Raw genomic sequence first — 19,275 nt, 5'->3', positions numbered from 1 at the left:
AGTTTTACCCACTACAGAAATTATAGAGCCATATTAAGAAGAGCTTAGGCTCTTCTTTTTTTGTACAGAAAATAAGGCTCTTTTGAAGCAAGTTAAAGGGCGTTTCAAAAACTGCAATGGCAAATTGCAAACTGGCTAATAGGATTAAACGTGTCCATAGTGAGACTGAGGTTTGGTTAATATAGGAAACGAGAGTTTGTTTAAAGGTAAGAAAGAAGAAAAGAGGAATAAGTGTAAGTATGAGGATTATATGTAAATCCTGATCAGCTTTTTTCTGAATTTTATTTAGTTGTTTTTTCATTGTTATTCTGCCTTTCTATTTTGATTATATGGTAGATGTACTTGTACTAGTAATAAGCTAGAAATCCTTCTGATTTTGCTATCTCTTTTAGGTATTTTGTGATATAATGAAAACGTATTAAAAAATTAAGGAGTCTGATCAAATGGCTAAATTGACTGTTAAAGATGTTGACTTGAAAGGGAAAAAAGTTCTCGTTCGTGTTGACTTCAACGTTCCTGTAAAAGACGGTGTGATCACTAATGATAACCGTATCACTGCTGCTCTTCCAACAATCAAGTATATCCTTGAACAAGGTGGACGTGCAATCCTCTTCTCTCACCTTGGACGTGTAAAAGAAGAAGCTGACAAAGAAGGTAAATCACTTGCTCCTGTAGCTGCTGACTTGGCTGCTAAATTGGGTCAAGACGTTAAATTTATCCCAGGAGTTACACGTGGCGCTGAATTGGAAGCAGCTGTTAACGCTCTTGAAGATGGACAAGTTCTCTTGGTTGAAAACACTCGTTTTGAAGATGTTGATGGCAAGAAAGAATCTAAAAATGATCCTGAACTTGGTAAATACTGGGCATCACTTGGGGATGGTATCTTCGTAAATGATGCATTCGGTACAGCTCACCGTGCACACGCATCTAACGTTGGTATCTCAGCAAATGTTGACAAAGCTGTTGCTGGTTTCCTTCTTGAAAACGAGATTGCTTACATCAAAGAAGCAGTTGAAACTCCAGAACGTCCATTCGTAGCTATCCTTGGTGGTTCTAAAGTATCTGATAAGATTGGTGTTATCGAAAACCTTCTTGCAAAAGCTGATAAAGTTCTTATCGGTGGTGGTATGACTTACACATTCTACAAAGCACAAGGTATCGAAATTGGTAACTCACTTGTGGAAGAAGATAAACTTGATGTTGCTAAAGCTCTTCTTGAAAAATCAAACGGTAAATTGATCTTGCCAGTTGACTCAAAAGAAGCTAATGCATTTGCTGACTACACTGAAGTGAAAGACACTGAAGGTGAAGCAGTAGACCCAGGTTTCCTTGGTTTGGATATCGGTCCTAAATCAATTGCTGAATTCGATAAAGCCTTGACTGGTGCGAAAACAGTTGTATGGAATGGTCCTATGGGTGTATTTGAAAACCCTGACTTCCAAGCTGGTACAATCGGTGTGATGGATGCTATCGTGAAACAACCAGGCGTTAAATCAATCATCGGTGGTGGTGACTCAGCTGCCGCAGCAATCAACCTTGGACGTGCAGATAAATTCTCATGGATTTCTACTGGTGGTGGTGCTTCTATGGAACTTCTTGAAGGTAAAGAACTTCCAGGATTGGCTGCACTTACTGATAAATAAGTCTATTAGAATGAAAAGAGTTGGGAAACCAACTCTTTTTTGTGTCATCTCATTGAGTATTTGATAGAGGCTAAAACTATTATTGGGAAGTAAGTTTCTTTCAAAAAATTGCGATTATTAGTTTGAACTTTGCGGCATAATACTGTAGAAGTAGCCAAAAGTTTCATAATCATGTTAAAATAGTAAAATGGGATTGAAATTTGAACCGAAGAAATTTAAATTTGGTATGCGTACACTTAAGACGGGGATTGCTGTCTTTCTAGTTTTAGGTCTTTTTTCTGCATTAGGGTGGGAAGGGCTTCAGATTGGTTGTTTGACAGCAGTCTTTAGTCTTCGAGAAAACTTCGATAGAAGTATTCAGTTTGGTAAGTCACGTATTTTTGCGAATACGGTTGGAGGGCTTTTATCGCTATTATTTTACTTTGTGAATATGTGGTTTAATCATTCAGTTTGGGTGACTTTGCTATTGGTTCCAATTTTGACAATGCTGACGATTGTCATTAATGTGTCTTTTAATAATGCATCTGGTGTTATTGGAGGGGTGGCTGCACTTCTGATTATTACCTTGTCTATTCCACCTGATAATACCTTTACTTATGTTATTGCTCGAGTCTTTGAAACTTTCTGTGGAGTCTTTATAGCAATCCTTGTCAATTATGATTATGATTGGTTACTTAAACACTTAAAATAAGAATGATAGGGTTCTATTGAACTCTATTTTTTATGTTTTTTTGATAAAATCCTTAAATTAGAGCGAATACACAATGTAATGTTCGGGAATTGCTTATTGTGTAAGAAAAAGTAACATAAACTGTTGACATGTAGAAATATTCAGAATATAATTGTTAGGAAAGGAGGATGATCATGGCAAGAGAGAAAGAATTAAGGCGTTCTCTAGCTGTTTTTCCGATTGGAACAGTTATGAAATTGACTGATTTAACTGCTCGTCAAATTCGTTACTATGAAGATCAAGGTTTAATTCAACCTGAACGTACAGCTGGAAATCGTCGGATGTACTCATTAAATGATATGGATCGTTTATTGGAAATCAAAGATTTTTTGGATGATGGTTACAATATTGCAGCGATTAAGCATGAGTACGAAGAGCGTGAAGTTCGTGCCCAACAAAAACAAGCGGCTTTAACAGATGCGGACGTTCGACGTATCTTGCATGATGAACTCCTTCAGCAAGGCCGTTTTACGACCCCGTCACAACAATTTGGTAACTTGCGTATCTAATTACGCTTTGAACTTTTATTTTTGGTTTTTATAAAGGAGACCCCTATTATGGCAATCACAGCAGCTGATATTCGTCGCGAAGTCAAAGAGAAGAATGTTACTTTCTTGCGTTTAATGTTCTCTGATATTCTTGGTGTTATGAAGAACGTTGAAATTCCTGCGACAGATGAACAGTTGGATAAGGTACTTTCAAATAAAGCTATGTTTGATGGTTCATCAATCGAGGGATTTGTTCGTATCAACGAATCTGATATGTATCTTTACCCAGATCTTGATACGTGGACAGTTTTCCCTTGGGGTGATGAAAATGGTGCAGTAGCTGGTCTTATTTGTGATATCTATACTTCTGCAGGTGAACCATTTGCCGGTGACCCTCGTGGTAACTTGAAAAAGGCTTTGCGTCATATGGAAGAAGTTGGTTATAAATCATTTAACCTTGGACCAGAACCAGAATTCTTCCTTTTCAAATTAGATGAACAAGGTAATCCTACGCTTGAAGTTAACGATAAAGGTGGTTATTTTGACCTTGCACCAACTGACCTTGCAGACAATACACGTCGTGAAATCGTTAATGTCTTGACAGAAATGGGATTTGATGTTGAAGCATCTCACCACGAAGTGGCGGTTGGTCAACATGAAATCGACTTCAAGTATACAGATGTTTTGAAGGCTTGTGATAATATCCAAATTTTCAAATTGGTTGTTAAGACAATCGCTCGTAAACATGGTCTTTATGCGACATTTATGGCGAAACCTAAATATGGTATTGCTGGTAGCGGTATGCACTGTAACATGTCTCTCTTCACTGAAGAAGGAAATGCATTCTTTGATCCAGAGGATCCACGTGGTATGCAATTGTCTCAAGATGCTTACTACTTCCTTGGTGGTTTGATGAAACATGCATACAACTATACTGCAATTATTAACCCAACAGTGAACTCTTACAAACGTTTGGTTCCTGGATACGAAGCTCCTGTATATATTGCATGGGCAGGTAGCAACCGTTCACCATTGATCCGCGTTCCTGCGTCTCGTGGTATGGGTACACGTTTGGAATTGCGTTCAGTAGACCCAATGGCAAACCCATACTTGGCACTTGCTGTTCTTTTGGAAGCTGGTCTTGATGGTATTATCAACAAGATTGATGCTCCAGATCCAGTTGAAACAAATATCTACTCAATGTCTCCTGAAGAACGTAAAGAAGCAGGTATTATTGATTTGCCATCAACACTTCGTAACGCTCTTAAAGCATTGGAAACAGATGAAGTGGTTCGTCAAGCTTTGGGTAATCATATCTATACTAACTTCCTTGATGCGAAACGTATGGAATGGGCAAGCTATGCTACCTTTGTTTCACAATGGGAAATTGATAACTACTTGGATATTTATTAAGAAATTAAATTTGAAAATCAGGTTATGCCTGGTTTTCTTTTTCTTTTAAATTCATTAAGTTCTTGGACAAATTACGTAGTTTTAACTGAGCTGTTTTCTTTTGTCATATTTCTTTATTCACCCTTAATCGCATTAAAATATGTGAGTGTTAAACTAATTTTATATTAATCTTATTCAGGGGGAAATATGAAAACTACAAAAAAAGCTGCTTTGGTAGCAGCCTCAAGTGCATTATTGCTCGGTCTTACAGTCGCACAAACAGTTAATGCTGATACTTATACAGTTCAAAATGGAGATTCATTCTTCGGGATTGCTAGTCAGTATGGGGTAGATCCTTATCAATTGGCAGCTGAAAATGGCATGACTATTTGGTCAACAATTGTTCCTGGTGGAAGCTTGGAAGTTTCAGGTGCTACGACAGCAGTTGAGGAAACGACAGAAGCTTCTTCTTCAGAGGTAACAGCTACTGATTCAGATGCTACTTGGAATCGTTACCCAGTTGGTCAATGTACATGGGGTGTTAAGGAAGTTGCTCCATGGGTAAGTAACTGGTGGGGTAATGGTGGCGATTGGGCAGGAAGCGCTGCTAGCCAAGGTTATGCTGTAGGTTCAACACCTGTGACAGGATCAATTGTATGTTGGACTGATGGTGGTTATGGTCACGTTGGTTATGTAACACAAGTTGATCAAGATGGTCAAATTCAAATCTTGGAGTCAAATTATCAAGGTCAACAACAAATCAATAACTATCGTGGTTGGTTTGACCCACAAAACTCAACTACACCAGGTTCAGTATCTTACATTTATCCAGGTGCATAAAATGAAAAAAGCGTTATAAACGCTTTTTTTACTTGCTGGAAGGGTTGTGCTCCAGACTGTATTTAAACTTAAAAAATGGTAGCCATCCAGCTACCATTTTTTTATTTATCAGGTGTGAGAATCATTGGAATAATGATTGGTTCACGTTCTGTCTTTTCATATAAGAATGGGCGTAAAGCATTGACGATAGCACCATTAACGGATTGGATGCTAGCATCCTTATTCTTAAGAGCGATACGAATAGCATTGAATAGAATGCGTTGGCTTTCACGGATAAGATCGCCAGATTCACGCATATAGATGAAGCCACGACTGAGGATGTCTGGACCAGCTAGAATCATCTTAGACTTGAAGTCAACAGTTGCTACGGCAAGTACGACACCATCTTCAGAGAGATCACGACGGTCACGAAGAACGGCCGCTCCGATATCGCCGATACCATTACCATCAACGTAGATATCTTGGGCATTGAAGTGACCTGCACGACGAGCAGAGTCTTTTGTTAGGGCTAAGACATCACCATTTTCCATAATGAAGATATTATCTTTTGGAACGCCACAATCAACAGCAAGGCCTGCGTGAACTTTCTGCATGCGGTATTCACCGTGAACAGGCATGAAGAATTTTGGTTTGATCAAACGAAGCATGAGTTTTTGCTCTTGTTGACCACCGTGTCCAGAGGTATGGATATTGTTGATTTTACCGTGGATAACATCGACACCAGCTTCTTGAATAGTATTAATCAAGCGGTTAACGCTAGTTGTGTTTCCTGGGATAGGGCTAGATGAGAAGATAACAGTGTCACCAGGTTGCAGTGTCACTTGGCGGTGCATCCCATTAGCGATACGTGCAAGGGCTGCCATAGGCTCTCCTTGAGAACCAGTACACATGATAAGAATCTCACTGGCATGGTAGTTTTTCATCTCACTAGGGTCAATGATAGTTCCTTTTGGAACTTTGATGTAGCCTAGTTCAACCCCATTGACGATGGCTTTTTCCATAGAACGTCCGAAGACAACAATCTTACGGCCAGTTTTTACAGCGGCTTCGGCAGCTTGTTGCAGACGGAAAATGTTTGAGGCAAATGAGGCGAAGATAATACGTCCGTGGATGCCTTCAATAATTTTCATGATGGATTGACCAACGACCTTCTCGGAATTTGTGAAAGTTGGTACTTCAGCATTGGTTGAGTCTGAGAGGAGGCAAAGGACGCCTTCTTCACCAAGTGCAGCCATACGGTGAAGGTCTGCTGGCTCACCTACTGGGGTGAAGTCAAACTTAAAGTCACCGGTACAAACAATTTTACCTTGAGGTGTATGGATGACAATACCGAGAGGTTCTGGAATTGAGTGAGTAGTGCGGAAGAAGGTCACGCTCATATTTTTGAAAGTAAGCTCTGTATTAGCATTAATTTCATAGAGTTGTGCATCACGAAGTAGTCCGTGTTCTTCCAATTTTCCTTTGATAAGAGCAAGAGCAAGTGGTCCTGCATAAATTGGGATATTTGCCTGTTTAAGAAGGAAGGGGATCCCACCAATATGGTCTTCGTGACCATGGGTAATGACTAGTGCCTTTACACGATCAACGTTTTCAACGATGTAAGAATAGTCCGGGATAACATAGTCGATTCCGAGAAGATCATCCTCGGGGAATTTAATACCCGCATCGACGATGATAATCTCATCTTGGTATTCAATACCATAGGTATTTTTACCGATTTCCCCCAAACCACCAATCGCATAAACCCCAACTTCTTCAGGTTTTAGATTGATTTTTGATGCCATGGTCTTAGAACTCCGTTACTTCAAAAACGCCTGTTTCTTTTTCGTATTCAAGGGCTTTTTCTGAAAGGAGCTCGATGAATTCGATGTTATAGGCAGTGTTTTTTTCGATGATTTGACGAGCTTGGATACGTCCCTCAAGTTCAGTTTCTGCATCGATATCTAGGTAGAGTGATTTTGTCTGTTCACGGCGTGGATTACGCTCTTTAGTTTCTTGGTAAAAGACTTTATAAATCATGGTTTTCCTTTCTTTCCAAAAGGCTCTGCCATTCTATAAAAAAACCGGTCAAGTTAATCTTTCTATGATTTACTTGACGTTATGATATTCACTTTATGAGTAATAGCTAGTAGCCTTGATTCGTTTAACAATTATTATTATTGTACCATAAGATAGGGGCTAGATAAAGAAAATGGCGGAAAAAGTTGGAAAATGTTCGTTTCTGGGAAACAGTGACTTGTGTTATAATAGAAAAGCATAAAAGGAAACAAGGAAAAAAGATGAAAATATTAGCATTTGATACTTCTAGCACAGCTTTATCAGTAGCCTTGTTAGAAGATGAGAAACTAGTGGCAGAGTCAACTGTCACAGTAAAAAAGAACCACAGTATTAGTCTAATGCCAACCATTGATTTTTTAGTTGCTCAGGCAGGCTGGCAACCGTCTGATTTAGAACGTATTGTGGTTGCACAGGGTCCTGGATCCTACACAGGGCTTCGTGTGGCTGTCGCAACAGCTAAGACTTTAGCCTATGCGCTCGACATTGATTTGGTGGGAGTTTCAAGCCTACAGGCACTGACAGACCTTTCGGTTGACGGTGTTGTGATTCCTATCATGGATGCCCGTCGTAATAATGTTTACGTTGGTTTTTATGAAAATGGTCAGGCCCTCGTCCCAGATTGCCATGCATCTTTTGTAGATGTTCTGGAGCAAGCTAAAACTTTTGAAAAGGTGACATTTGTCGGTGAAGTGGCTAATTTTGTGGATCAGATTAAGGAAAGCCTTCCAGAAGCAACTATCTTGTCCAGCCTTCCGTCTGCCCAGTTAATTGGTCGTTTAGGCTTGTCCTTGACTTCTGTTGATGTGGATGCTTTTGTTCCACATTACTTGAAGCGAGTTGAGGCGGAGGAGAATTGGCTTAAGACGCATGAGGAGACTAACCGTGACAACTACATCAAGCGCGTCTAGATTGAGTAGCCAGGAGCAAGCTCAACTGATTTATCAGATTTTGTCGGATGTTTATGACAAGTCTCCGTGGACGATAGAACAAGTGGTAGCAGACTTGGCTTTGGATACGACGGAGTATTTCTATGTTTATGATCAGGAAGAAGTTGTTGGTTTTTTAGCCCTTCAAAATTTGGTGGGTGAGCTCGAGGTGACCAATATCGCCGTTTTAAAAGCTTATCAGGGTCGTGGTTATGCTAGTCAGCTGATGAAGCATTTGGAAGAGCGTAGTGAGCCTATATTTCTAGAAGTGAGGGCTTCAAATCAAGTCGCTCAGGCACTTTATAGAAAATTTGGTTTTGAAAGTCTAGGGATTCGGAAAAATTATTATCATGAGCCTCAAGAAGATGCAGTTATCATGAGGCGAGAGGAAGTCTAATGGCAGATAGATATATTTTGGCAGTGGAGAGCTCATGTGATGAGACTTCAGTTGCCGTTTTGAAAAATGAGAAAGAACTTTTAAGTAATATTATTGCCAGTCAGGTGGAAAGCCATAAACGTTTTGGTGGTGTTGTTCCTGAGGTGGCTAGCCGTCACCATGTGGAAGTGGTAACTCTTTGCATTAAAGATGCCCTTTCTGAGGCGGGAATTACTGCTGAACAACTAGATGCTGTAGCAGTAACCTATGGTCCTGGTTTGGTCGGGGCGCTCTTGGTCGGGATGGCAGCAGCTAAGGCCTTTGCTTGGGCACATGGGTTGCCTTTGATTCCAGTTAATCATATGGCTGGGCATCTTATGGCAGCGCGTGAGGTTCAAGAATTGGAATATCCCCTCTTAGCGCTTTTGGTGTCTGGAGGGCACACAGAGTTGGTTTATGTGTCAGAACCGGGAAATTACAAGATTGTTGGTGAGACACGTGATGATGCAGTTGGTGAGGCCTATGACAAGGTCGGGCGTGTGATGGGGTTGACCTACCCAGCCGGGCGTGAAATTGATGAGTTAGCTCATAAAGGGAAAGATGTTTATGATTTTCCACGTGCTATGATTAAGGAAGACCACTTGGAGTTTTCATTTTCAGGCTTGAAGTCAGCTTTCATCAATTTACATCACAACGCAGAGCAAAAGGGTGACGTTCTAATTAAAGAAGACCTTTGTGCTTCTTTCCAAGCTGCTGTGTTGGATATTCTCCTAGCTAAGACTAAGAAAGCCTTGGAGCGTTATCCTGTCAAGACACTTGTTGTTGCAGGTGGCGTGGCAGCTAATCAGGGCTTACGAGAACGTTTGGCTGAAGAAATCACAGATGTAGATGTAGTTATTCCGCCTTTACGTCTTTGTGGTGACAATGCTGGCATGATTGCTCTAGCAGCCGCTATTGAATGTGATCAAAAACATTTTGCTGAGTTGGACTTGAATGCAAAACCAAGTCTAGCCTTTGCAGGATTTGAAGAATAAGAAGAACCTCTTACTAGTTTGGTAAGAGGTTCCTTTAGAAAGGAATTGAGTGTGTCTGACTTTCGTTTAGGTGTAAAAGCCGCGGTACCGACAGCTTTAGGCTATGTAGCTATTGGCCTAGCCTTTGGTGTTGTAGCAGCTGCTTCGGGTCTATCAGCCCTTGAGGTTGGCCTCATGTGTGCCTTGGTCTATGGTGGCTCGGCCCAGTTTGCCATGTGTGCCTTAGTAGTTGCAGGAGCTGGTCTAGGTGAGTTAACCTTGACTGTTTTCTTGGTTAATTTGCGTAACATGTTGATGAGTTTACATGCAACGACGATTTTTACAAAAACAAGTCTCTGGAATCAGCTGGGAATTGGTAGTCTGATTACGGATGAAAGTTATGGTGTCTTGTTGGGAGAATATGTGCATCATAAAGATATTCCTGCTAACTGGATGCATGGTAACAATATTTTCAGCTATTTGGTTTGGATTGTATCATCAGTTATTGGTTGTTTGATTGGTTCCATGATTCCTAATCCTGAGCTATTTGGTTTGGATTTTGCTTTGATTGCCATGTTTATTGGTTTGTTGAGTAGTCAGATTGATGCCTTGTTAGGGGAAGGCGTGCGTAAGCTACTCTTGATTTTACTATCTATTGCTGTGGCTTATCTGAGCTTTAGTGTCATCTTGTCGGAATCTTTGGCTGTTTTAGTGGCTACTTTGGTTGGATGTAGTGTGGGGGTGATGTGTGATGGCTGTCAATAAGTTTATTCTCATTGCTATTCTACTTGGGTTTGTGGTCAGCTGGGTTCCTCGTGTGCTTCCCTTTGTTTTAGTGAAATACAAGGGGCTTCCAGATATCGTTGTTCGATTTTTGCACTATTTACCAGTTTCAATCCTCTTTGCTCTGATTCTCTCTAGTCTCACGACTGAGAAGATTGGTCACTTGCCACAGTTTAAGTGGATGGAAATCCTGGCTACTGTGCCAACGGTAATTGTAGCCTTTAAGAGCAAAAATCTGCTCTATGCAGTAATCGTCGGTATAATATCTATGGCCCTGATTCGTTTCGTATTTTAGCAAATGAAAAGACTTGGAGTTGCTCTTAGTGAGTCGCTTTCCAAGTCTTTTTTAGTTATTGTTAAAAAAGGCAGCTATATCGTCTTCGCTGAGACCAATCATTGGATCTATAGTTGACCAATTATCTTCAGTTAAACGATAGTTTTCTTCTGTTTGCACAGGTTTGTTAACAGACTTATCCACAGGCTGTGAATAAGTGTTAACAAGATCTTGGGATGGATTGATATTTTCCGAAAAGTCTTTGTTTTCAAGGATTTCTGAGGGGTCATTGTTTTTCGTTTTTGTTTGATTGGAGGCGTCTGTTGCCTCGTTTTTAACAATCTTTTCGACAGACTTATCAACAGCTTGTGTATAAGTTTGTTCAAAACGTTGGATGAGATAAGTATTTCGTTTAGCTCCCTCGTTGCGAACGGCATAATCAAAGGCTGCGATTTCCCCTAACATGACTAGTTTACTCTTGGCGCGTGTGATAGCGGTGTAGATGAGGTTACGTTGTAGCATACGTCCACTTTGTCGTGTGATGGGAAGGATAACGACTGGGAACTCACTCCCTTGGGATTTGTGGATTGACATGGCATAGGCCAGAGTAATCTTATTCCATTCGTTACGAGGATAGATAACCTCATTGCCATCGAAGGACATGTAAATTTCATCTTGCTTGCTTTCAGTATATTTACCAGGAATGAGATCAGTAATGATTCCGATATCGCCATTGAAGACATTAAGTTCGGTATCGTTGACCAGATGGAGAATTTTGTCGTTCTTACGGAAGAAAATATCATTAAAGGCAAACTGATTGGCCTTTTCTTGATGATTAAGTAGGTCCTGCATAATGGTATTGAGATTGTTAATACCAGCCTGTCCTCGATACATGGGAGCTAGAATCTGCACATCCTGAGCAGCGATCCCGCTCTTTATAGCGGCAGAGACAATTTTAGGAACCATCTGTGGAATATGGTTGGCATTGGCCTCAAAGTAAGAGCGGTCAGCCTTTTTCTCTGTGAAATCAGCGGGTAATTGGCCTTGGCGCATCTGACTAGCTAAAGTAACGATGGTGGAATCCTCGGATTGTCTGAAAATTTTGGTCAGAGAAACCTTAGGCAAGTTATCAATCTGCAAAAGGTCAGCCAAGACCTGGCCAGGGCCTACGGAAGGCAGTTGGTCTTGGTCACCCACAATGATGACTTGGGTTGAATCAGAGATACTTTCAAAAAGTTGATTGGCCAACCAAGTATCAACCATAGAAAACTCATCGATGATAATCAAGTCGCAATCGAGATAGTCCTCCAAGGTCTTGAAATCGTCCTCGCTATTGAGTCCCAAATGTCTATGGATAGTGGCGCTAGGGAGTTGGGTGAGTTCGTTCATCCGACGAGCAGCCCGTCCCGTTGGTGCCGCTAAAATAATAGGCAAGTCAGACTTTTTGACATCTAGACCATGAAGGTCGGCATAGGTTTTAATAATTCCATTAATAACGGTGGTTTTCCCTGTTCCGGGACCTCCTGTCAGGATGAAGACCTTGCTTTGTAGGGCTTTGATAATGGCATCTTTTTGAACCTTATCATAAGTAATACCAAGTTCCTCTTCCACCTCTTCAAGGCTTGCTTGGATTTTGTCCTCTGCACTGATGTCAGGTTGGTCTTTCATGATACGAGTTAGGTGGGTATAGATGCCCTGTTCCGCAAAATATAGGGTATTATCAAAGATTTTAGTCTCTACATTTTGCACTTTATCCTCTTGGATGAGATTGGTTAATTCCTTAGCGACCAAGGCAGGGTCAAGTTCAATTTGACGAGCACTTTCCAAAAGTATGATAGTTCGTTCAAGCAAGGCTTTGGCTTCGATATAGGTGTCGCCTTCTTCCATACTGGCTTCTAGCAGACAATGAATCAAGGCAGCTCGTAAACGCTCAGGAGCATCACTAGCAATTCCTAAGCGTTCGGCTAGTTGGTCAGCTATTTTAAATCCGATTCCTTGAACTTCCTCTACCAAGAGATAAGGGTGTTCTTCGATAAGGTTGAGCGATTCTTCCTTATATTGGTTGAAAATTTGTGAGGCAGCTTTTGGTGTGAGTCCATAGCTGGAAAGTTTGGACAAGATTTGCTCGGTTCCATAGTTGATTTTTAACTTTGCAACGAAGGCTTCTCGATTGACCTTGGACAGATTAGGAATCTGTTCTAATTTGCTCGGATCCTCGAGAATCTTGTCAATAGGGTCTTCACCATAAATCTCGACAATACGCTCAGCTGTTTTCTTACCAATCCCCTTAAAATTGTCGCTAGCGAAATACTTGATAAGACCGCTGGCAGAAGGTTTTGACCGTTCGTAGCGTGTCATTTGGAGTTGTTCACCATATTTGGGATGATTGGTTAACTGACCCCAGAAGGTATAATCTTCACCTTCCATGACATCTCCCATGGTTCCGGTAACAATGATTTCATAGTCCTCAAAATCACTGTCTGTTTCGTCAATTTCTAAGAGAAGGATACGAAAAAAATTACTAGCGTTTTCGAAAATGACGCGTTCGATAGTTCCTGAAAAATAAAATTCTTGCATGTGTTTTTCCTAGATACATAATAAGGCTGGGTTCCCCCAACCTTATCTTATTTAGTGTTTTTAGTTGTCCTCAACGGTACCAATTTTATTAAGTGGCCAGAAGCGGAATTTAACTTCCCCTACAAGAGCACTCTTGTCAAAGTAACCAACTACTCGACTATCTTTGGAAACAATACGGTTGTCCCCAAGTAGGAAATATTTGCCTTCAGGAACAGTGACAGAGAAGGTCGTGTTACCGTCAGCATTGGTTGTAAAGGCCTTGGCATCCTTAGCTAGTTGTTGGAAGTATCCACTCTTGCTCTTGTCATCGTTGTAAGCATATTCTTTTTGTAGTTTATCCTTGGCAAAGGCAGCTTGGAATTCTTTGAGGTATTCTTCCTTGACTTCTTTACCGTTGACAGTAAGTTTATCATTTTGATAGGTAATGGTATCACCTGGCATACCGATGATACGTTTGACGATTTGTTTCGTCTTACCGTCTTCGACTTCCTTGGCAACGACAATATCGAAGCGTTCAATGGATGTGTGTTTCAAAACGATAACACGTTGATTATTGGCTAGAGTAGGATCCATTGAGTGGCCGTCAACCTGGACAGGGAGCCAAAGGAAGAGGCGAGTCAAAAGGAAAAATGTGATAAAGAGGATAAAGAGTCCCCATTCACGAAGTAAAATGAGGAAGTATTGGGTCCATTTGTTTTTCATAGTTAAGGCCTTTCAGGGTTATTTTAAGCGTTGGTAGGCTTTTTTGGTATTGGCGAAATGATATTTAGCAGTAGCTTGGAGAGCCTGATCTCCGTAGGCTTGAAGAAGCTTAGCTGCGACCTGGTCAGATTTAGCACCAGCACCTGAAGGAAGGGTGTAGCCAACCTCTTGGCTGAGTTTGTCCAGATTTTCCAGGAAGAGATTGCGAGCGATGATAGAGCTCACCGCAACAGCTAAGTATTTCCCCTCAGCCTTTTCTTCTAAAGTGATAGGAAAGTCAAAGCTATTGCGTTCATTCTTGAGGTATTTCTGATAATTTTTCTCACTGGTGAAGGCATCAATGACAATCTTATCTGGTTTAGCACCTGATTGTAACAATAGGAAGATAGCCTGATTGTGGAGAGCTACTTTAACGGACACAGCATTATGACTCTTACCGTCTCCGACCACTTCATTGTACTTTCTAGGCGAAAGAAGAAGTGCCTTGTGAGGAATTTTCTCCTCCAATATAGGTGCAATCTGACGAATCTTGATATCATTAAGATTTTTAGAATCATCGACCCCAAGAGATTTTAAAAAGGCATGGTCAGCTGGGGTAACTAGACTAGCTACAACAGCTAGACCACCAAAATAGGAGCCATTTCCGACTTCATCTGATCCAATTAGGGCTAGGTTTTGCCCATCAGGTGAATGCTTAGGTTCAGCTTGGTATCCAAAACGGCTAGCCAAGACTTCTGGCTTAGCTCCTTGGAAAGTTACCTTTCCTGAAGTATAGGCGATGACACTTATTCCATCGACCTTGGCTGAAAAACTTGCATAAGGATTTTTAGTCGCAGTTGCATAGTTTGCTAGGTCCTTTTGGAGTGTCGAAATCTGCTCTGCTGTCATTTTTAATACGATTGTGCCCATGAAATCTATTTTAGCACAAAAAAGGAGAATTGGTAGATATTTTACAGACTCGGAATCCCTGAAAATTATTTTTCTAGAGAAGTGCAAAGTCTAAAATTTACGAAAGTTAAAATTTAGGATATAATGATTAGAAAGAGAATGCCTAACCATGCTCTTTTTTCCACAATTAGAGAAAATGGGTTGGCATTTAAGTATCGAACACGCCTCAGAGTAAGTGTCTGAATCTTGCTAAAAATGGCGATATACAAGCAATAATATAAGGAGAAGCTGCGGTGGAATATCCATGACCACCATTGATTGGCAGCTAACAAGCAAATGGCAAATAAGAACCGTTACAAATTTCATTTTGGAGAGAAGAACCTCACGCTAACAACTGATAAGGACAACCTATTCATGGAAGAGGTGGAGCGTGTTGCCCACGAGAAATATAAAATTATCAAAGAGCAGATGAAAAATGCTGACAATGAAACAATCGCTATCCTAATGGCTATCAATTCTCTGTCAACTCAGTTGGAACGCGAAATTCAAGTTGAAGATATGGAAAAAGAGTTGGCAACGTTGAGAGCTAAGCAACTTGAGCAGCTCAAGGTTAAGGCGACAGCTACAAATGACGATGAGGATGACGCATGATTGGACTCCTTGTCTTAGCCATTATGGCTTGGAATTTCTACATTGGCTACCGTCGAGGCCTCTTTATGCAAGCTTATTACGTGGTTTCAGTCATTATCGCCATGTGTGTGGCGGCCTATTTCTACCGGTCGCTAGGAGAGGCTATCAATCTTTGGGTACCTTATACCAATCCAACCAAGGATGCTAGTATAGCCTTCTTTAAAGATCAGAACATCTTTTCACTTGACCGTGTCTATTATGCGGGCGTTGCTTATTTTGCTATCTACTGTATAACCTATTATGGCTTACGCTTTCTTGGTATTTTCTTCCACTTTGTGAGAATTGAGCGACTTGATCAAAGACGTTACCAAGTGGTAGGTGGCGTCTTGGCCACCTTAGTGAGTCTTGTGCCTTTGACTATGTTGGGGAATATTCTTGCGACTGTTCCTATGAACAACATTCAAACGCTCTTGTCATCGAGCTGGGTTTTACGTATCTTGATTAATGGCTATTTTCCAGTTAGTCAGATTATCCAGCATTTGTGGACAAGTGTGATATAGAAAAAAGAAGTCTTCCTTGATTAAGAGAGACTTTTTTTGTTCTTTGTTTTGGTAGGATATGAAAAAGACCGGACACAAGGTCCCAGTCTTTCTTAACTATTTTTACCCTAAGGTTGCAATGGTACATCCGGAACCACCGGCACTTTGTGGGGCATATTCAAAACTTTTAACATGGCGATGACGGCGGAGATATTTGGTAACAGCATCACGGATGACACCTGTACCAATACCGTGGATGATGTCCACCTGACTCATGTTATTAAGTAGGGCTTGGTCAATAAAGGCATCAAGCTCTTGCATAGCTTCTTCGTAACGTTTCCCACGAAGGTCCAGACGGGCACGAGGACCGCCAGATGCCTTTTTGGCTTTTTTAACCACGTTAATTTGTTTCTTCTTAGGTTGTTGGGCTTCCACTTGGGCACGAACAAGAGTGAATTCATCCGCCTTGAGTGTCATCTTGATGAGACCTACCTGGGCTTCCCAGTTACCATTTTTGGCTTGACTGGTAAGCGTACCACGTTGACCATAGGCGGTAACAATGATATCATCTCCGATACGAGGGGCACGCGCAGCCTTTTCTTTCTTGGCCTTACGAAGAACCTTATTCTTAGAGAGGTCCACTTGTGGGGCAAGTTTCTTGAGTTTTCCTTTGGCGTCAATAACTTCATGAGGTTTGAGTTGACTCTTATCGTGGAGATTTTTGAGAATACTATCGCTCTCAGCCAAAGCTGTATCCACCATATCCTGAATTTCTTTTTGAGCCTTTTCGAGTTCCTTGTCGTACTCATGGGAGAATTCGTTATAGAGTTTCTTGACCGCACGGTTGAATTTAAGGTTCTCTTGCTCAACGTCCTTGATGTGTTCCAGACGTTTTTGTGTTTCCACAGTTTGGGCTTCAAGTTGCTCGATGATACGGTTGACATCACTATCAGTATCCGTGAGGTTTTCTGCCTCTTTGACAATAATTTCATTCAAACCGAGGCGGCGAGCAATCTCAAAGGCGTTAGAGCGACCAGGAACTCCCTGCATAAAACGATAGGTAGGGCTTAAAGTCGTTGTGTCAAACTCCATGCTGGCATTTTCCACATGTTGCGTCTCAATCCCATAGGCCTTAAGCTCAGGATAGTGAGTAGTAGCCATGGTTTTAATCTGGCTCAAACGGAGGTGCTCTAGGATTGCCATGGCTAGACTAGCCCCTTCCTGAGGATCAGTACCAGCCCCAAGCTCATCGACTAAGACAAGACTGTTGCTGTCGGCAGCGTCCAGAATCTCGACAATGTGGGTCATGTGACTAGAGAAAGTTGACAAACTCTGTTCGATAGACTGTTCATCTCCGATGTCCGCAAAAATCTCTTGGAAAATGGCTACACGACTACCCTTATCAGCCAAAATTGGAAGACCAGATTGAGCCATCAGTTGTGCTAATCCCAGAGTTTTAAGCATGACCGTTTTACCACCGGTATTGGGACCTGTAATGACAATGGCTGTGAGGTCCTCATCAAAGCGTAAATCGTTGGCTACTGGATTGACCAAAAGAGGGTGACGAACGTTAAGCAGTTGGAGTGTTTGGTTGTCACTAATCTTTGGAATAACTGCCTTTTTATCCTGGAGATAGAGGTATTTTCCTCGAATAAAGTCCATGTGACCCAAAATCCAAGCGTTGTTAGCGATAGCAGCAGCTTGTGGACGGAGTTGATCAGACAATTCATGCAGGATACGGGCCATCTCATGACGTTCGTCTGCACGTAATTGTGTAATTTCTTCGTTAAGTTGGATAACGGCGCGTGGCTCGATATACACTGTGTTTCCAGAGCTTGAGATGTCATGCACAACCCCAGCAATACGGTTACGGTAGGTATTTTTGACAGGCAGCACTGAACGACCATTACGACTAGCAATCAAATTCTCAGCCAACATGTGGCCAGATTTCTTGAGAATGTCTTGCAAGGTCTGGCGAATGGCATCATCACAAGATTTGAGTTGACGACGGATATTTTGCAACTCAGGGCTAGCAAAATGCTCAATGAAACCACCGTCATTGATACTTTGAAGACTGCCTTGTAGACTTGGGAAGGCCTCAATATTTTCGAAAAGACGTTTAAGAGCGACGAGCTCAACATTTTCAAGGTCAGCGTAGAAGCGACCAAGGTCAGCCGAAGCTTGCAGCACCTTCTTGATGGCAATAAGCTCCTGGATATTGAGGTCAGCATCCAGTTCCAAGCGACGTAAGGGCTCAGAAATATCTCGCAAGCTACCAATGGCAAAGCCATGGTGCTCTACGAAAATCTCTGCCATTTCTTGAATTTCTGTAAATTGATTTTGAATTCTTTCTGGATTGGTCATAGGCACCAAGTCACGCAACTCCGCCTGAGCCTGTTCAGTCTGCAGGTATTCTGTGAACTGGTCCTTGACCTTGTTAAATTCTAATTGGTCTAAAATCTTTGTGTTCATAGCTTCTATTATAGCACACCCTGTCAAGAGGGGCGGGGTGGTGGAATGAATTGATTTGCTCACAAAAATAGTAAATTTATGCATATTTTACTCATGATTATTTACAAATACAGTGTTAGCATTTTACTGCATGAATTACTCATGCCAATGTAGGTCAGCTGACTTATACTGTTTATGAAAATAAAAAAGTAGGAGGATTGGCTAATGAGTCAATTAATTGTAAAAAATGTCAGTAAAATATTTGGTGAGGATGATAATCTTGTCCATGCTTTGTCCAATGTTTCATTTGATGTAGATAAAGGTGATTTTCTCGCTATTATGGGGTCCAGTGGTAGTGGTAAGACCACCTTATTGAATTGTATTTCTACTATTGACGAGCCAACTTCTGGAGATATTTCTTTCGAAGGGTTTGATATTGTTCATGCAAAAGACAGTGAGTTAGCTGATTATCGGTCACAAAACATTTCCTATATTTTTCAATCCTATAATTTAGTAGAGACGTTGACAGTATATGAAAATATTGTCTTACCATTGCAAATTCAAGGAAAGAGAGTTAGTTTATCTAAGAAAAAAATTGAGGAAGTTTTGGAAAAATTATCTATTTCAAAACTTAGAAATAAATTCCCAAATCAATTGTCAGGTGGACAACGGCAGCGTGTAGCTACAGCAAGGGCGCTGGTAGATGATTCTAAGCTTTTAATCGCTGACGAACCTACGGGGGCTCTAGATTCTGCAAATTCGGAAAATCTGATGGCTTTATTACAAGAAATCAATCAAAAATTTGAGATCACTATTATTCTGGTTACCCATGATCCTGCGGCAGCTAAATATTCATCGCGGATGCTTTTATTAAAAGATGGTCATATTATCGAGGATTTGTATCGCAATGGCATGTCTAATGATGCATATTTGGAAACTATTTATCAAAAGACTAGATAAGGGGA

The 19,275-nt window shown here is 41.1% G+C and carries 20 protein-coding genes; 13 read left to right on the top strand and 7 right to left on the bottom strand.

The features are described from left to right. Positions 1-4 precede the first annotated feature (4 nt). Positions 5-301 (bottom strand): hypothetical protein, encoded by a 297-nt coding sequence (locus tag HMPREF2571_RS10860; protein WP_013991206.1) that lies wholly within the window; start codon positions 299-301, stop codon positions 5-7. A gap of 142 nt (positions 302-443) precedes the next feature. Between HMPREF2571_RS10860 and pgk the strand changes: the two genes are divergently transcribed. The 5 genes from pgk to HMPREF2571_RS07300 all read left to right on the top strand — a co-directional run bounded on the left by pgk (position 444) and on the right by HMPREF2571_RS07300 (position 5,093). Next, the gene (pgk, locus tag HMPREF2571_RS07320; RefSeq protein WP_002884739.1) at positions 444-1,643 is read left to right on the top strand and encodes a phosphoglycerate kinase; all 1,200 of its coding nucleotides are present in this window, start codon (positions 444-446) and stop codon (positions 1,641-1,643) included. A gap of 187 nt (positions 1,644-1,830) precedes the next feature. Then, a complete protein-coding gene (locus HMPREF2571_RS07315) occupies positions 1,831-2,334 on the top strand; it encodes an FUSC family protein (RefSeq protein ID WP_002884568.1) in 504 nt (167 codons plus the stop codon). 173 nt (positions 2,335-2,507) lie between these two features. Further along, on the top strand, positions 2,508-2,882 hold the full coding sequence (locus tag HMPREF2571_RS07310; protein ID WP_004183576.1) for a MerR family transcriptional regulator: 375 nt from the start codon (positions 2,508-2,510) through the stop codon (positions 2,880-2,882). Between the two features lie 48 nt (positions 2,883-2,930). Beyond that, complete coding sequence (gene glnA / locus HMPREF2571_RS07305; RefSeq protein ID WP_002884322.1) at positions 2,931-4,274, top strand: type I glutamate--ammonia ligase; 1,344 nt, start codon at positions 2,931-2,933, stop codon at positions 4,272-4,274. Between the two features lie 186 nt (positions 4,275-4,460). Next, positions 4,461-5,093, top strand: a complete 633-nt coding sequence (locus HMPREF2571_RS07300) for a CHAP domain-containing protein (protein WP_013991205.1) — start codon at positions 4,461-4,463, stop codon at positions 5,091-5,093. Positions 5,094-5,194: 101 nt separating this feature from the next. Here the strand turns inward: HMPREF2571_RS07300 and rnjA are convergent, their stop codons facing one another. Further along, on the bottom strand, positions 5,195-6,877 hold the full coding sequence (rnjA, locus tag HMPREF2571_RS07295) for a ribonuclease J1 (protein ID WP_002884294.1): 1,683 nt from the start codon (positions 6,875-6,877) through the stop codon (positions 5,195-5,197). A 4-nt stretch (positions 6,878-6,881) separates the two neighbouring features. After that, positions 6,882-7,112 (bottom strand): DNA-dependent RNA polymerase subunit epsilon, encoded by a 231-nt coding sequence (locus HMPREF2571_RS07290; protein ID WP_002884752.1) that lies wholly within the window; start codon positions 7,110-7,112, stop codon positions 6,882-6,884. Positions 7,113-7,372: 260 nt separating this feature from the next. On the opposite strand from HMPREF2571_RS07290, the gene tsaB reads away from it, so the two are divergent. The 5 genes from tsaB to HMPREF2571_RS07265 are packed head-to-tail and all read left to right on the top strand — an operon-like array spanning position 7,373 to position 10,544. After that, positions 7,373-8,059 carry a tRNA (adenosine(37)-N6)-threonylcarbamoyltransferase complex dimerization subunit type 1 TsaB gene (gene tsaB, locus HMPREF2571_RS07285; protein WP_045769117.1) on the top strand — a complete coding sequence of 229 codons (687 nt, stop codon included), beginning with the start codon at positions 7,373-7,375 and terminating at the stop codon, positions 8,057-8,059. Then, positions 8,019-8,474, top strand: a complete 456-nt coding sequence (gene rimI, locus HMPREF2571_RS07280) for a ribosomal protein S18-alanine N-acetyltransferase (RefSeq protein ID WP_045769118.1) — start codon at positions 8,019-8,021, stop codon at positions 8,472-8,474. Before tsaB ends, rimI begins: the two co-directional genes overlap by 41 nt. Further along, the gene (tsaD, locus tag HMPREF2571_RS07275; RefSeq protein WP_014635059.1) at positions 8,474-9,487 is read left to right on the top strand and encodes a tRNA (adenosine(37)-N6)-threonylcarbamoyltransferase complex transferase subunit TsaD; all 1,014 of its coding nucleotides are present in this window, start codon (positions 8,474-8,476) and stop codon (positions 9,485-9,487) included. The genes rimI and tsaD overlap by 1 nt, the downstream gene beginning before the upstream one ends. Before the next feature lie 51 nt (positions 9,488-9,538). After that, positions 9,539-10,231 carry an AzlC family ABC transporter permease gene (locus HMPREF2571_RS07270; protein WP_070847560.1) on the top strand — a complete coding sequence of 231 codons (693 nt, stop codon included), beginning with the start codon at positions 9,539-9,541 and terminating at the stop codon, positions 10,229-10,231. Then, complete coding sequence (locus tag HMPREF2571_RS07265; RefSeq protein ID WP_014635057.1) at positions 10,218-10,544, top strand: AzlD domain-containing protein; 327 nt, start codon at positions 10,218-10,220, stop codon at positions 10,542-10,544. The genes HMPREF2571_RS07270 and HMPREF2571_RS07265 overlap by 14 nt, the downstream gene beginning before the upstream one ends. Positions 10,545-10,595: 51 nt before the next feature. On the opposite strand, the gene HMPREF2571_RS07260 is transcribed toward HMPREF2571_RS07265, so the two are convergent. Genes HMPREF2571_RS07260 through rnhC form a run of 3 tightly spaced genes read right to left on the bottom strand, consistent with a single transcriptional unit; the run spans position 10,596 to position 14,711 of the window. Then, the gene (locus HMPREF2571_RS07260; RefSeq protein WP_070847558.1) at positions 10,596-13,100 is read right to left on the bottom strand and encodes an SF1B family DNA helicase RecD2; all 2,505 of its coding nucleotides are present in this window, start codon (positions 13,098-13,100) and stop codon (positions 10,596-10,598) included. A 60-nt stretch (positions 13,101-13,160) separates the two neighbouring features. Further along, complete coding sequence (lepB, locus tag HMPREF2571_RS07255) at positions 13,161-13,802, bottom strand: signal peptidase I (RefSeq protein ID WP_002884233.1); 642 nt, start codon at positions 13,800-13,802, stop codon at positions 13,161-13,163. Between the two features lie 18 nt (positions 13,803-13,820). After that, positions 13,821-14,711, bottom strand: a complete 891-nt coding sequence (gene rnhC, locus HMPREF2571_RS07250) for a ribonuclease HIII (RefSeq protein WP_070847556.1) — start codon at positions 14,709-14,711, stop codon at positions 13,821-13,823. A gap of 315 nt (positions 14,712-15,026) precedes the next feature. On the opposite strand from rnhC, the gene HMPREF2571_RS07245 reads away from it, so the two are divergent. Continuing rightward, positions 15,027-15,341 carry a hypothetical protein gene (locus tag HMPREF2571_RS07245; protein WP_037611266.1) on the top strand — a complete coding sequence of 105 codons (315 nt, stop codon included), beginning with the start codon at positions 15,027-15,029 and terminating at the stop codon, positions 15,339-15,341. Then, on the top strand, positions 15,338-15,880 hold the full coding sequence (locus tag HMPREF2571_RS07240; protein WP_049527813.1) for a CvpA family protein: 543 nt from the start codon (positions 15,338-15,340) through the stop codon (positions 15,878-15,880). Before HMPREF2571_RS07245 ends, HMPREF2571_RS07240 begins: the two co-directional genes overlap by 4 nt. 102 nt (positions 15,881-15,982) lie before the next feature. Here the strand turns inward: HMPREF2571_RS07240 and HMPREF2571_RS07235 are convergent, their stop codons facing one another. After that, a complete protein-coding gene (locus tag HMPREF2571_RS07235) occupies positions 15,983-18,331 on the bottom strand; it encodes an endonuclease MutS2 (protein WP_049527816.1) in 2,349 nt (782 codons plus the stop codon). 204 nt (positions 18,332-18,535) lie between these two features. On the opposite strand from HMPREF2571_RS07235, the gene HMPREF2571_RS07230 reads away from it, so the two are divergent. Continuing rightward, positions 18,536-19,270: an ABC transporter ATP-binding protein gene (locus tag HMPREF2571_RS07230; RefSeq protein WP_002889290.1), complete on the top strand. Its 735-nt coding sequence runs from the start codon at positions 18,536-18,538 to the stop codon at positions 19,268-19,270. Positions 19,271-19,275: the final 5 nt, after the last annotated feature.

The sequence above is a fragment of the Streptococcus sp. HMSC068F04 genome, assembly GCF_001837455.1.
Lineage (GTDB): Bacteria > Bacillota > Bacilli > Lactobacillales > Streptococcaceae > Streptococcus > Streptococcus salivarius_D.
Note: the sequence above shows the minus strand (reverse complement) of the source record. Positions and strands in the feature narration are given on the sequence as shown.

Bases quoted from the DNA above. Each gene is read 5' to 3' on its own strand.
- HMPREF2571_RS10860 (WP_013991206.1), bottom strand. From the start codon at position 301: ATGAAAAAACAACTAAATAAAATTCAGAAAAAAGCTGATCAGGATTTA.
- pgk (WP_002884739.1), top strand. From the start codon at position 444: ATGGCTAAATTGACTGTTAAAGATGTTGACTTGAAAGGGAAAAAAGTT.
- HMPREF2571_RS07315 (WP_002884568.1), top strand. From the start codon at position 1,831: ATGGGATTGAAATTTGAACCGAAGAAATTTAAATTTGGTATGCGTACA.
- HMPREF2571_RS07310 (WP_004183576.1), top strand. From the start codon at position 2,508: ATGGCAAGAGAGAAAGAATTAAGGCGTTCTCTAGCTGTTTTTCCGATT.
- glnA (WP_002884322.1), top strand. From the start codon at position 2,931: ATGGCAATCACAGCAGCTGATATTCGTCGCGAAGTCAAAGAGAAGAAT.
- HMPREF2571_RS07300 (WP_013991205.1), top strand. From the start codon at position 4,461: ATGAAAACTACAAAAAAAGCTGCTTTGGTAGCAGCCTCAAGTGCATTA.
- rnjA (WP_002884294.1), bottom strand. From the start codon at position 6,877: ATGGCATCAAAAATCAATCTAAAACCTGAAGAAGTTGGGGTTTATGCG.
- HMPREF2571_RS07290 (WP_002884752.1), bottom strand. From the start codon at position 7,112: ATGATTTATAAAGTCTTTTACCAAGAAACTAAAGAGCGTAATCCACGC.
- tsaB (WP_045769117.1), top strand. From the start codon at position 7,373: ATGAAAATATTAGCATTTGATACTTCTAGCACAGCTTTATCAGTAGCC.
- rimI (WP_045769118.1), top strand. From the start codon at position 8,019: ATGAGGAGACTAACCGTGACAACTACATCAAGCGCGTCTAGATTGAGT.
- tsaD (WP_014635059.1), top strand. From the start codon at position 8,474: ATGGCAGATAGATATATTTTGGCAGTGGAGAGCTCATGTGATGAGACT.
- HMPREF2571_RS07265 (WP_014635057.1), top strand. From the start codon at position 10,218: ATGGCTGTCAATAAGTTTATTCTCATTGCTATTCTACTTGGGTTTGTG.
- HMPREF2571_RS07260 (WP_070847558.1), bottom strand. From the start codon at position 13,100: ATGCAAGAATTTTATTTTTCAGGAACTATCGAACGCGTCATTTTCGAA.
- lepB (WP_002884233.1), bottom strand. From the start codon at position 13,802: ATGAAAAACAAATGGACCCAATACTTCCTCATTTTACTTCGTGAATGG.
- rnhC (WP_070847556.1), bottom strand. From the start codon at position 14,711: ATGGGCACAATCGTATTAAAAATGACAGCAGAGCAGATTTCGACACTC.
- HMPREF2571_RS07245 (WP_037611266.1), top strand. From the start codon at position 15,027: ATGGCAAATAAGAACCGTTACAAATTTCATTTTGGAGAGAAGAACCTC.
- HMPREF2571_RS07240 (WP_049527813.1), top strand. From the start codon at position 15,338: ATGATTGGACTCCTTGTCTTAGCCATTATGGCTTGGAATTTCTACATT.
- HMPREF2571_RS07235 (WP_049527816.1), bottom strand. From the start codon at position 18,331: ATGAACACAAAGATTTTAGACCAATTAGAATTTAACAAGGTCAAGGAC.
- HMPREF2571_RS07230 (WP_002889290.1), top strand. From the start codon at position 18,536: ATGAGTCAATTAATTGTAAAAAATGTCAGTAAAATATTTGGTGAGGAT.